Source organism: Enterococcus salsurae (assembly GCF_054784955.1).
In genome coordinates, this window is the sequence record NZ_BAAHWY010000002.1 from 693,862 (window position 1) to 706,879 (window position 13,018).

A 13,018-nucleotide genomic window follows, 5' to 3' on the forward strand; every position below is an offset into this window, starting at 1 on the left:
TTCACCTCAAATTATTTTTTTATTATTCTACGACTGCGATAATATCTTTAGCAGCCACGATCAAATATTCTGTTCCTTCAAATTTCACTTCTGTGCCAGCGTATTTTTCGAACATGACTTGTTCGCCTACATTGACAGCAACAGGAGCTTGTTCACCGTTTTCAAGTGTGCGGCCTTCGCCAACTGCAATCACGGTACCTGTTTGTGGTTTTTCTTTTGCTGCTGAAGCAAGAACGATTCCGCCTATAGTTTTTTCTTCTTCTTTTGCGACTTCGATAATCACGCGATCACCTAATGGTCTTAACACGATAAATCCCTCCAATAAGTTATAGTCAATTTTTCGATTAGCACTCTCATCCAACGAGTGCTAACTCACAGTTTTAATATTACTCATTTTCCTTTGCTTTTGCAAGCCTTTTGATTATTTTTTTCGTTTTCTTTTTGAACATTCAGGCTTTATTTCTCTTGCTTCACTAGTTTATAATAAACCAAAGGAGTGTGATCCCTAGATCATGTCATTATCAAAATATTCATTTGCCACCATATTTACATACGGCATTGTGTTTTTCTTGCCTAGCGCTTTTGTTCACGCGGGCTTGGCCGTTCCTGCGACCACAATTGGCTACTTAGCTGGCGCCATGATCATGTTTGGTCTCTATTTTTTCCAGAGAGAACCTTTGGCTTTCGAACACAAACGCAGTAAACCATCCGCAATCGTTATTTATGGGTTATCGGGTATTATATTGGCTATCTTGTTGCAGAATGTTGCCGTCTATATTGAGTCCTTGTTTGGTGAAGTGACTGCTTCAGAAAATACCGCGAACATTATCCAAATCATTTTACAACAACCTTTATTTGCTTTGGCTGCGATGGTTGGAGGACCCATCATGGAAGAATTCGTTTTCCGACGTGCATTGGTGGGTATCATTGGCAAATACACCCATGTGTGGATTGGTGTTGTCGTGAGTGCCTTTGCTTTTGCTCTTGCCCATAATGATGGCCATATCCTGGTTTATCTTTTCTTAGGTTTATTTTTCTCAGGTCTTTATGCGTATACAGGTAGTATTTGGACCTCAATGATCACCCATGTTGGTATGAATACCTTAGTGATCATCATACAAGTCCTTGTCCAAAGCGGATATATTCAAGTCCCATAACCTGAAAAAAGAGAGAAGTGCGTAATCCATGCGCACTTCTCTCTTTTGATTAAAGAATCTCTCCATTACTTGTAATGACGTTTTGGTACCATGCGAAAGAATCTTTTTTGCTTCGTGCCAGTGTTCCCTGACCTTCATTGTCTTTATCCACATAAATCACACCATATCGCTTTTTCATCTCACCAGTGCCTGCCGATACAAGATCAATGATGCCCCAAGGGGTATAGCCTATTAGATCGACACCATCATAGAGGACAGCTTCTTTCATCGTTTCAATATGGTCCTTTAAGTAATCGATCCGATACCGGTCATGAATCTGTCCGTCTTCTAACTGGTCAACTGCACCAAAGCCGTTTTCAACAATAAATAGCGGCAGCTCATAGCGTTCATTGAACCAATTCATCGCATAGCGCAAGCCCATTGGATCAATTTGCCAGCCCCATTCTGAAGCATCGACGTACGGATTAGTCACTAAATCTTGACTTTCATCATAGTCGTACGTATGATCGTTTTCTTTCCCTTTCACTGCAAAAGACATATAGTAGCTAAAGCCAATATAATCGACGCAGCCTTCAGCCAAATCTTCTTTGTCCGCTTCAGTGATATCAAGATCAAACGCTTTTCGATCAAAGTATCGCAGTAAATATTTCGGATAATGGCCACGCACATGAACATCTGAGAACCAATATCGTCTTTGCATTGCCACTGTAGCCGCCATCATGTCTTTAGGGTCACAGGAGTATGGATAGATCGGACACATCGCAATCATCGATCCAATTTGAAAATCTGGATTGATTTGGTGACCAAGTTTTACAGCTTTAGCACTAGCAACCAATTCATAATGCGCTGCTTGATACATCACTTGTTCTCGGTCTTCGCCTTCAGAAAAACGCAAACCTGAGTTTGTGAATGGGGCAAAATCCTCTTTGAAGTTTGCTTGATTGTTGATTTCGTTGAACGTCATCCAATATTTCACTTTATCTTTATAGCGATGAAAACAGACTTCCGCAAAGCGAACAAACAACGCAATCAATTGGCGGTTTCGCCAGCCGCCGTATGCTGTCACCAGATGATACGGCATCTCAAAATGAGACAAGGTGATCACTGGTTCTATGCCATACTTCAAACATTCATCGAACAAATCATCATAGAATTGCAAACCGTCTTCATTTGGTTGGGCTTCATCCCCTTTTGGAAAAATCCGCGTCCAAGCGATCGACGTGCGAAAACACTTAAGGCCTAGGTCAGCAAACAATTTGATATCCTCTGGATAATGATGATAAAAATCGATGGCTTCATGATTCGGGTAGATTTCTCCTTCTACGATCCCATCTGTGATACGTCGTGGAATCCCATTGGCTCCCACCGTCATGACATCCGCCACACTGATACCTTTGCCGCCTTCTCGATAACCGCCTTCCAATTGATGCGCAGCTACAGCGCCGCCCCAAAGAAAATCTTCCCGTAATGTATTCATAGCACACATGCCTACCTTCTTGTTTAATTGACTGTTTCTGTCTCTTGTTTAAAGTTCAAACTATCAACTTTACGTACAAATGGATAATAGATAAAGAAGCCAATCGCTAAAACAACAAATTGTAGAATGGCTGTTCTAACACCGCCGACTAAAAATCCAGAAATGATTGGTGGTGTTGTCCATGGTACTTGTACCGCAGTAAAGAGTGGCACGAGACCTGTATACAATGAGAAGTACGTGATAATACCAGAAACCACTGGCGTTAGGATAAATGGAATCACCATGATTGGATTCATGACGATTGGTGTAGCAAAAATAATAGGTTCGTTAATATTAAAGAATGCAGGGATCATCGATAAGCGACCCAACTGTTTGAATTGCGCTGACTTGGCAAAAGCAACCATGTAAAGCACGATACCAATGGTCATCCCTGCACCGGTCACAGTCATGAATTGATCTAAAAACTGTTGTGTCACGATATGTCCGCCATTTGCGATCGTCAATTCTTTTCCTGATTCAAGAATCGCTGTATTGGCTAAAGAATTGGCTTGTAAAATGGGCCCCATGATCCCGCCAACGATCGTTGACCCGTGAACACCAAAGAACCACAGAAACGGTACAAGGAATCCTAACATCAACGCACCGCCAAGAGAGTCTGTTACCCCTTGCATTGGACTTTGAATCACTTCATAGATCCATTCAACGACTGTTGTATTGAATACTTTATCAAAGAATACATAAATCACTAGTGCAACAGTTGTTAAAACAGCTGCTGGTATAAGTGCAGTAAATGAATTTGCAACGTTCGTTGGTACTTGTTCTGGAAGTTTGATTCGGATGTCCCGTTTTAGGAACCACGTGTAGCCCCAACCAACAAATAAACCGACCAAAATAGCGCTGATCATTCCTTGGCCACCTGTCCAAGTCTTATCAATAATATTAGTGATCGTGACACCTGAATCAGCATCCGTCACACTTGATTCCATCGTCAATAAAAAGATAACCAATCCAATCATTCCCGCTGGAAGACCTTCGAATCCTTCTGCTTTTACATAGGAATAGGCAATCCCCATAACAGCAAAGAAAGCCATGATTGCGAATGAAGCTCCATACGCTTGATTGAAATAATCGCCTAATCCACTATTCGTGACCCAATCTGCAACCGATTGAACGGGGAAATTTGCCAATAGTAGGAAAATCGATCCTACGATTGAAAACGGCATGGTATAGAGCATACCATTACGTAATGCAGTAATTGCTTTTGTGTTTACAAATTTTAAAACAGGAGGTAAAACTTTATCATTAATCCATTCATTCATCAAAATCACTCCTATAAAATTAATATGCGCATCGGCCGATGAATTCGCTTACATATATAGCATAGCGTAACTTGCAAGACTTTGATACTAGCTAGCCGCTCTTAGAAACAAATTCCAACAAAAAAAACAGCCGCAGCTGTTTTTTGTCATGATGTTTGCAAAATTTGATACGCCTGATGGGCCAAAAGTTCAATCAATGCAATAACAGGTACTTGCGTAGTCAAATTCAAATACTCTTCTTCAGCCCCATTGACTACCGGCATATAGTAAGACAAATTATAATCAGCAATTTGCGCAATAGTAGATTGCTCATCATTCGTAATACTCAATACTTTGGCACCAAACCGTTTAAATTCTTCCGCTTGTTTGATCATTTGCGTCGTTTCTCCCGATACTGATAGGAGGATCGCTAAGGTATTTTCCATGCCTCGCGGCGGTACCGGTAAGAAAGGATCGACAATACTGTACGCATTGATCCCTACATTTGCAAAATACCGACTGCCGTAAGCCCCAAGCATCCCACTCGTACCTATACCTGAAAATGCCACATGTCTCGCTGCAACGATCAACGCTACAGCTGGTTCAATAAAGTCGCGATAGTTTTCGTTATTGACTTTTTTTAGAAACATATCAACTTGGATCGTTGCATCATAAAACAAATCTAAGTCATTTGTTTCGTGCTGTTTCTTCTGACGAATAGCATATTTGAGTTCTGAATATCCATCATAGCCAAGCTTGTTGATACATCTTAAAATAGTGGAAGTAGAAACATGACAGCCTTGTGACAAGCCGCGAATGGTTAAATAAGCAACTTCATCGAAATGCTGCACAATGTAGTTATACACACGCATCTCTAGTTCATTTAATGTTTTGACTTTCTCTGCATCAAACATGTATGGCTCCTCCAAAGTATCAACGGGCATAAAAACAGTTATATACCAAACAATTCCGTTGCAGTATCTGGATCTGTGTCATAGACTTCGAATGCTTCCCCGACACCTAGATCATGTTCTTTCATCGTGTTGACCATCGTTAAATGCGCCAACTCTTTCAAATTGTTTTCTTTACTTAAGTGGCCAAGATAGACCCGTTTTGTATTATCCGTCAAAATATCGGTCATCACCAAGGCACCATCTTCATTTGATAAATGGCCTCGATCACCTAAGATCCGTTGTTTCAAACTCCATGGGTACGCACCCATCCGCAACATTTCTAAGTCATGATTGCTTTCGACAAGATAGGCATCCGCACCTTTGATGATCCCACGTACATGGTCACTGCAATACCCTGTATCTGTCAACATCACAAAAGATTTGCCATCTTTGTAGAAGCGATAAAATTGAGGCGCAGCAGCATCATGAGAGACGCCAAAACTTTCAATGTCAAGATCCCCCATTGTCAGGACTTTGCCCATCTCAAAAATATGCTTTTGCTCAACTGCAACATTGCCAATCATCGGATCCATTGCTTGCCAGGTCTTCGTATTGGCATACACATCCAACTTATATTTTCTAGCAAGGACACCCACACCATGAATATGATCACGATGTTCGTGTGTCACAAGAATCGCATCTAAATCTTCCGGTTTGCGCCCAACTTCACCTAATAATGAAGTGATTTTTTTGCCACTCAAACCTGCGTCTACCAGAATACGCTTTTTACCGGTTTCGATATAAAGTGAATTACCTGAGCTTCCGCTGGCAAGAATACTCACTTGAAAGGCACTTTCTTCCTTCATCATGGATTACTTTACTTCCTCTCTGCTTGTTTCAACGTGTTTCATTATACCGATTTTTTTAAGGATTTTCTACTTTTTGTACTGCATTATTTGTAATGATCCGATTACTGAACGCATTAACGGTTTCTATTTGGACTGTATCATCATTGTCAGATTTGAAGGCTACGAACCAAGCCGGAATATAAACATTTTTGTCCCTGACTTTCAAAATCATCGTATACGCCAACTCAGTCCATAAAATCGTTGAATGGCTAGGTAATTTATTATTCAGATATAAAGTATTGACCGCTTCTTTTTCTGAGTATACCGTCATTCTTTCTCTTAATGGCGTAATCGATGAAATATGTGTTTGACTATATTTGGTGATTTGCAGTAAATCATCCGTATTCTCTAAGGTAATATCCATACGACTGGAACTATCATTGAATGGAATTCCTTCATAAGACTGTGCGGCAACGACTGTTGGATGGTCGCCCTCAAGTGAGGATAGATTACTGATGTATTGATACTCATTGCCATATAATACCTGATCTGCTCGTTCTAAATAACCATTGACCGTTTCTTCTGCTTGGGCATCATCACTAATATAAAACCCGCTAGATGACACGTGCGTCAATTGCTGTCCTTTAACGGTCGCTTCGCCGTTCAAGTTATCAGCCGCTTGGGCTTCTTTCAAAGCTGCTGCCATATCTGTCTGCTCGCCACTCAAATAATAGCCGCTCAACGATTCATCTGACAGTTCCCCTGAAAAACGAATGTCTTCTGTGTCTAAACGTTGCTCGATTGGAATCGTCTGATTAGATTGTGACACATTTTGCTGCTCACTGCGGGCTTCACTGTAAATGTTGAACAAAAATACATTCAAGCCTAAAAAAGCGAGGAAAAAAATCCATTCGATTCGTTTGAAATCCAATTAATTCTCCTCCCTTTCTGTCAGTTTATCCATCAAATTATCATAGCTGATCCACTGCGCATCATAATTGATATACCATTCAGGTGTCAAATTGACCAACGGTGCATCTTTGATTTCTCCCCACTGATAGCCGACAATGATTTGTCCTAACTGATCAGGCTCTGCACCAGCAGCCAATAGATTTTGCTTGATCGTCAAACTGGAAGGCAATTCAACTTCAGTTTCTGAAGGAATGGGTACTTGGATCGCATTTAGACTGGCAGAAATAGCCATTTCGCGACTCCCAGTTTGCCCACTATCAGAAAAAGTCACATTGATGACCCCTTGAGAGCCACTGCTGAACACTGGATAACCTTCAACAAAAACACGGTATTCCAAATGTTTGTCCTGCTGATCGAAATAACGGATCGTCCCGAAATTATTGCCTAGTCGCTTAATATAGTCCGCACTGAGCATCGCTAAATCCACGTCTTCCGACTCTGAAATCGTCGTTTCGAATTTGACCAACTGCTGATCTTGTAAGACCGTCATATTCTGACCGCCTTGATAATAATAGGTATCGACACTATCATCATTGATTTTGACATCTTTAGGAGAATTGAAGAAAGCTTCTCGAAATAGGCTCTGCGATTGTGTCGAAGAATAGTAACTATATTTCTTCAATTTGATTGTGTCTTTTGTATAAAACTGATTGCTGTTTTCGGTGTCATCTTGCTGCATTTCTGTCCATTCGCGGGGATTATCCGCCAACAAACTTTTCACTTGCGCTTCATCCCAATCAATCGACCCTTCAATAACCTGGTTCTTCTCTAAATCGATAAACTGGATCGTATGCGCATTTAAATCGAATTGGATTCGGCGAAAGGGCAAATGATCCTCTTCTCCTTTATCATTAAAAGATAAATCTAAGTCATAGGTTTCCTCGTAGTCTTCAAGATAAAAGGACGTATAATAGCTCAGTGAGATGCCTTGCGTCAATGCAGTTGCTTTAGCAAAATCTGCTTCATCTTCATAAGCCTTGACCGTCAAGTCACTGATTGAACTTTGATTGATCTCTTCCTGGATCGCACGGACCACCGTTTCAGAATTGGTTTCTTTGATCTCCCCATCCTCTTGCCATGAAAGATAAAGAGGCAAAAACAAATCACTCTTTTGTTTATATGTCTGTACAGAAGGATTAACTGTTGTATCTGTGTCCTCACTGCCACTGCTGTTGCCTGTGGGATTAAGCCAGATCATATAGGAGAAATAAAAACTCAAAGCAATCATCAAAATCAGGCCAACCCGGATGACTTTTTCCGAGATTCTCATACCCACCAATCCTCCTCATACGGTTCATATGGCAACATGATGTAGAAGGTCGATCCGCGATGCTCACGACTTTCAGCCCAAATCGCCCCACCGTGTGATTTGATGACTTCGCGAGAAATCGCCAACCCAAGCCCCGTTCCCCCTTGCTGCCTAGCCCGCGCCTTGTCTACACGGTAGAAACGATCAAAAATTTTGGTCAGATCTTTTTTCGGAATACCGAGTCCTTGGTCATTGATACTCAACACGATATTGTTGTGGGTTTCCATCAGTTTGACCGTAATAATTCCGCCATCAGGAGAATACTTGATCGCATTGTTCATAATATTATCGATCACTTGGATCATTTTATCGGTATCAACTTCGACCCACAACTCTCGTTTCGTAAATTCGCGGCGGATCAAATATTTCTTGCTTTCATTGGTGACCATCATATCAAAACGGTCCAACACAAAATTGACCAACTCATTGAAATTGATGTACTCAGATTGTAATTGTGCATTGCCACTGTCCATTCTGGAAAGACTAAGCAAGTCGTTGATCATGCGGATCATCCGATCGGTTTCGTCCAATGTCACTTTTAAGAAGTTCGGTGCAATTTCGGGATCTTTCCAAGCACCTTCACTTAATGCTTCAATGTAGCTGCGCATACTCGTTAAAGGTGTCCGTAATTCATGGGATACATTGGATACAAACTCGCGACGTTCCTGCTCATTTTGTTCTTGTTCCGTCACGTCGTGCATCACAGCTACCAATCCAGATATAAACCCAGATTCGCGGCGAATCATCGAAAAATCGATCCGCAATATCAAGTTGGCACCAGTTGCGTCGTTGCTCGGTCGCTCGATCAGCATTTCTTCCGGACTTTCCAATAGTTTGCGCAAGGTGTATTCTTCATCGATCTGCAACAAAGACAAAATCGATTGGCCGACTGCTTCTTCGGTTGTGACATTTAACAAAGACATCGCCATCTCGTTGATGGTGATGACTTTGCCTCGTCGGTCTGTCGCAACGACCCCATCGGTCATGTGAGACAACACGCTATCCAAACGATTGCGTTCCGATTCCATTGCTTCTTGGGTTTCTTCGATTCGTTCCCCTAGTTGGTTGAAGGTCTCAGCCAGTTGGCCCAATTCATCTTTCCCGTGGACCGCCACTTTACGGCTGTAATCTCCTTTGGCGATGCGAATCGCTTGCTCCCGCATTTCACCGATAGGTTGCGTGATCGAGCGAGAAACCAACAATGCCACGACGATGGAAATCACCGCAGCGATCAAAGAAGCCGTCACAAATATCAAGGCTGTCGTACTCACTTCACTATATTTGGCTTCTAAATTGCTACGTAAATAGAGCGTGCCTAAAACTGCATCGCCTGTTGGTGATTGGATCGATTCCACAATATTGAAGACCCGTTGACCACTTGACTCATCATAGAGGACTTCACTGCGGTTTGTATCATAATCCCGATAATCATTTTTTTCGCCAACCGACCCGCGGTCATTGATATTGGTCGTTGCCCGAATGATGCCTTGTTCATCCACTACCCGCATCTCTAAGATTTCTGAGGAATTCGTGCTCGTCAAGATCCGATTCAACGATGTATTCATCGTATCCCAATCTAGACCGTTTTCTGAGTCCATGCGGCTCAATTCAGAACCTAGTGTAACGACCAGCGTACTCGCTCGTGCCTCCATGTCGCGTTTGAAGGCATCGACGGTTGTCTTTTCTAGTTCACGAATAAAATACGCCCCGATAATCTGGATCGCAATCAAGAGGATCAAGATAAATGTCAGGGCGATTTTGAAGTTCACTGATTGAAAAAAGCGAACCTTATTTTTCATCTCTTATTCCTGTTCTGGATTTCGCAAATAATAGCCTACTCCGCGACGAGTCACTAAGTAATTTGGATGACTTGGGCTATCTTCGATTTTTTCCCGCAAACGACGGACCGTCACATCGACTGTACGGACATCACCGAAATAATCATAACCCCATACGGTTTGCAGCAAATGTTCTCGGGTCATGACTTGACCTAGATGTTTGGCTAAGTAATGCATCAACTCAAATTCCCGATGGGTCAATTCAATGGCACCGCCATTTTTGGTCACCATATATGCTTCTGGATGGATCGTTAAATCACCAATCGTTAATTCGGCATTTGGAGCATCTTCGACTTCTTTTGCAGAAGATGAACCGCGACGCAGATTGGCTTTTACCCGTGCAACCAATTCTCGGTTCGAGAATGGTTTTGTCACGTAATCATCAGCCCCTAATTCAAGGCCTAATACTTTGTCGATTTCAGAGTCCTTGGCTGTTACCATGATGATTGGCATATCGTGGGTCTTGCGAACTTCCCGCGCCACTTCTAAGCCATCCATTTTTGGCAGCATCAAATCTAAAATGATCAAATCTGGCTCGACTTCAGCAACTTGTTCCAGTGCTTCTTCGCCATCATACGCTGTATATACTTCATATCCTTCTTTAGTTAAGTTAAACTTGACGATATCTGAGATTGGTTTCTCATCGTCTACGACTAGGATCTTTTTCAAAAAATGTCACCTCAATTTTTTTTGGTTTCTTTTCTATTATACATGATTTGCTTATGCTTTTCATCTTTCCACAAATGTAACGGCTGTTTCTTAAGGAAAGCAAAATAAAAGAGAAAGACGAGGCCGTCCTTCTCTTTTCACTCATTCTTAGTCTTCTAATAGCTGAATCCCTATGCCTAACAACCCTGGTCCCGTATGCACGACCAGTGCAGGTGATATTTGGCCAAATAAAATTTCTTTGACTTTGGGAAATTCTTTCTCTAAGCGGACTTTCATTTCTTTGGCTTCTTGTAACGCATCCCCTTGCGCAACAGCTAAACGTACGTTGGGATGATCCCCAACGAATTGTTTGATCAAGTCAACCGTTTTGTCCAAACTCTTTTTTCGCCCGCGAGATTTGGCTACTGTATGATAAACGCCTTCTTCATTACAGGAAATGATTGGATTCAACTTCAAGGCATTCCCCAAGATCGAAGCAACCAAACCTATTCTGCCGCCTTTTTGCAAGTATTCTAACGTTGCGACATTAAATAAGACTTTGTTCTTTGGTACCTCATTGGTCAGCTGGTTTTTCAATTGCGGCCAATCTGTACCATTGCTTAGCAACTCGGCAGCCCGTATCGCTTGAAGACCCGCACCGATACCGATATTTTTCGTGTCTAGCACAAATACTTCCAAATCTGTTCTTTGCTCGCCGAGAAGGCGAACCACATTAAAGGTGCCACTTAGTCCGCTGGAAATCGTCACGGCAAAGACCTTTTCAAAGCCGTCAGCTTTGATTTGATCAAAAATCTTACCAATGGCTTCACCATCGGGCAAAGATGTGCTAGGAATTTCTTGCGGCAATCGGGCATAGATTTCTTCTGCTGTGATATCGATTTTGTCTGTATAGGTACGGTCTTTATAGATAATTTGTAATGGCAGCATATACATCCCATACTGTTCCATGATATCTGCGGGTACATCTGTTCCTGAGTCAACTAATAGGGCAACTTTATCTTTATTCATGCGCGTCTCCTTTGTGGGTTTCTAAATAGATTTGTTCTAAGGCAATCATTTTTTCTGCCAATAATTTATTTGCAAAAGACCGTGAAGCCCCTTTGATAGCAATCAACTCGATAGCAATCGGCCGGGTTTCTGTTTGTTCTGGCATTCCTGCTGCTTCTTGTCCGACGATGCGAATGGCTTTTTCTTGCTCTTCACAGAACAAATTATATGCATTGCGAATCCCGACTACTTTGCCTTGGAACAAGATCCCTGTTTTGATTTCCGGAATCGTTAATACTTGTTTCAACATCGTGATAGCGATCAAAAAAGCCAAATGCTTTTGATTGTAGCGTTTTTTCTCAGGCGCTGGAATCATCCCTTTTTTGACATAATTATTGACCATTGATGAGGTCAATAACGGATGCTTCTCCACTTGGATGACAGGTGAAAGATATTGATCGATCAAGGTAATCACTTGATCCATATATAATTCGAGGGTAGGTAGTTCATCCCAGCGCGGGAGGTGGAATGTTGCGATTGCTTCGCCCCATTTCTTGATCTCTAATTCTACATTTTCCATTGGTTCCTCCATCTTAAACAACAGAACTTAAAATCATCATAAACCAATCATCTAGTTTCGATAACTAGATTCAGTTTAGCATGGAATGATCGACATTAAAAGAGATTTAACTATGAATGTGCCATCTTTATCTCTTTTTTAACTGTTGTTATTCCCTATGGCTCATCATGTCTCATCAAAAAAACTACCCAGAAAAAATTGGGTAGTAATTAATGAATATCTTTCAGCAGCTTACAAATAGATAGGTTTGGGCTAGTTGCTCTAAAGCAGCTTTCCGATTGGTTGCGGATTGAACCGATCAAAAACAACCTATATTTTCTGTTGCCAAGCTATCGAAATAGTGATACTATATCAAAGTAATAATTTGGGCCGTTAGCTCAGTTGGTAGAGCAGCTGACTCTTAATCAGCGGGTCGCGGGTTCGAGCCCCTCACGGCCCATTGGGTGCCAAACCCACGCCACATCAATGCTTTTGGCGTCTTCGGACGTTTCGAAAAAGGCATTGGATGTGGCATTTTTTATGCCGCGGGTAGGATTTGTGGGTATATATTTAACGCAGCTGTTGCAATTTTGGCAGAATGAGAACAATTATTTGATAAACGTAAAAAAGCCGTCTTAATCGAATCTGAATAAGACGGTTTTTGCTATTTCTCAGTTAGGACTGATTCAATTAAATTTTTAAAAAAGCCATTATTCTATTAAAAAAATATTTATACTCACTTTCGTTTTCAAGAATATGTTCTAAAAGTCCCATTACTAAAAGACTAAAACCTTCGAATACCAAAATAAGCAAAAAAATGAGACTAAATAAAATACTATTCGAATCCAAGTCTAATTTTGAAAATTCGCTAATAATATTCTGTTTGATTTCAGTTTCAATAACTATATTCATAGCAGATATTATTGGCACAACAAAACTAAGTAAGCTAACTGGGAACATAGTAACTTTAATGAACTGTCTATGCGCTCTTATAGTTTTTTTTATCTGTTT

Annotated in this window: 12 protein-coding genes and 1 tRNA gene; 2 read left to right on the forward strand and 11 right to left on the reverse strand. The window is 41.3% G+C overall.

Annotated elements, in window-relative coordinates; all coding sequences use genetic code 11:
- Positions 1 to 22 precede the first annotated feature (22 nt).
- Positions 23 to 307 carry a co-chaperone GroES gene (gene groES, locus ACYVRS_RS07575; RefSeq protein WP_313536963.1) on the reverse strand — a complete coding sequence of 95 codons (285 nt, stop codon included), beginning with the start codon at positions 305 to 307 and terminating at the stop codon, positions 23 to 25.
- Between the two features lie 205 nt (positions 308 to 512).
- Here groES and ACYVRS_RS07580 point away from each other — a divergent pair, with 205 nt between their 5' ends.
- Positions 513 to 1,157 (forward strand): CPBP family intramembrane glutamic endopeptidase, encoded by a 645-nt coding sequence (locus ACYVRS_RS07580; RefSeq protein WP_054117105.1) that lies wholly within the window; start codon positions 513 to 515, stop codon positions 1,155 to 1,157.
- Between the two features lie 49 nt (positions 1,158 to 1,206).
- On the opposite strand, the gene ACYVRS_RS07585 is transcribed toward ACYVRS_RS07580, so the two are convergent.
- From ACYVRS_RS07585 to ACYVRS_RS07630, 10 genes are all read right to left on the reverse strand, one after another.
- The gene (locus ACYVRS_RS07585; protein ID WP_461203075.1) at positions 1,207 to 2,634 is read right to left on the reverse strand and encodes a 6-phospho-beta-glucosidase; all 1,428 of its coding nucleotides are present in this window, start codon (positions 2,632 to 2,634) and stop codon (positions 1,207 to 1,209) included.
- A gap of 23 nt (positions 2,635 to 2,657) precedes the next feature.
- Positions 2,658 to 3,953 (reverse strand): PTS sugar transporter subunit IIC, encoded by a 1,296-nt coding sequence (locus tag ACYVRS_RS07590; protein WP_461203076.1) that lies wholly within the window; start codon positions 3,951 to 3,953, stop codon positions 2,658 to 2,660.
- A gap of 146 nt (positions 3,954 to 4,099) precedes the next feature.
- On the reverse strand, positions 4,100 to 4,846 hold the full coding sequence (locus ACYVRS_RS07595) for a MurR/RpiR family transcriptional regulator (RefSeq protein WP_461203077.1): 747 nt from the start codon (positions 4,844 to 4,846) through the stop codon (positions 4,100 to 4,102).
- A 38-nt stretch (positions 4,847 to 4,884) separates the two neighbouring features.
- Positions 4,885 to 5,691 (reverse strand): MBL fold metallo-hydrolase, encoded by an 807-nt coding sequence (locus tag ACYVRS_RS07600; protein WP_054117201.1) that lies wholly within the window; start codon positions 5,689 to 5,691, stop codon positions 4,885 to 4,887.
- Between the two features lie 58 nt (positions 5,692 to 5,749).
- Positions 5,750 to 6,604, reverse strand: coding sequence for a two-component system regulatory protein YycI (locus ACYVRS_RS07605; protein WP_313536969.1), 855 nt, complete (start codon positions 6,602 to 6,604; stop codon positions 5,750 to 5,752).
- Complete coding sequence (locus tag ACYVRS_RS07610; protein WP_461203078.1) at positions 6,605 to 7,915, reverse strand: YycH family regulatory protein; 1,311 nt, start codon at positions 7,913 to 7,915, stop codon at positions 6,605 to 6,607.
- Positions 7,912 to 9,753: a cell wall metabolism sensor histidine kinase WalK gene (gene walK / locus ACYVRS_RS07615; RefSeq protein WP_054117111.1), complete on the reverse strand. Its 1,842-nt coding sequence runs from the start codon at positions 9,751 to 9,753 to the stop codon at positions 7,912 to 7,914. Before walK ends, ACYVRS_RS07610 begins: the two co-directional genes overlap by 4 nt.
- 3 nt (positions 9,754 to 9,756) lie before the next feature.
- Positions 9,757 to 10,461 carry a response regulator YycF gene (gene yycF, locus ACYVRS_RS07620; RefSeq protein WP_054117112.1) on the reverse strand — a complete coding sequence of 235 codons (705 nt, stop codon included), beginning with the start codon at positions 10,459 to 10,461 and terminating at the stop codon, positions 9,757 to 9,759.
- 147 nt (positions 10,462 to 10,608) lie between these two features.
- Positions 10,609 to 11,469: a DegV family protein gene (locus ACYVRS_RS07625; protein WP_461203079.1), complete on the reverse strand. Its 861-nt coding sequence runs from the start codon at positions 11,467 to 11,469 to the stop codon at positions 10,609 to 10,611.
- Positions 11,462 to 12,028 carry a DUF1836 domain-containing protein gene (locus ACYVRS_RS07630; protein ID WP_312497861.1) on the reverse strand — a complete coding sequence of 189 codons (567 nt, stop codon included), beginning with the start codon at positions 12,026 to 12,028 and terminating at the stop codon, positions 11,462 to 11,464. The genes ACYVRS_RS07625 and ACYVRS_RS07630 overlap by 8 nt, the downstream gene beginning before the upstream one ends.
- A 366-nt stretch (positions 12,029 to 12,394) precedes the next feature.
- On the opposite strand from ACYVRS_RS07630, the gene ACYVRS_RS07635 reads away from it, so the two are divergent.
- A tRNA-Lys gene (locus ACYVRS_RS07635) sits at positions 12,395 to 12,467 on the forward strand.
- Positions 12,468 to 13,018: the final 551 nt, after the last annotated feature.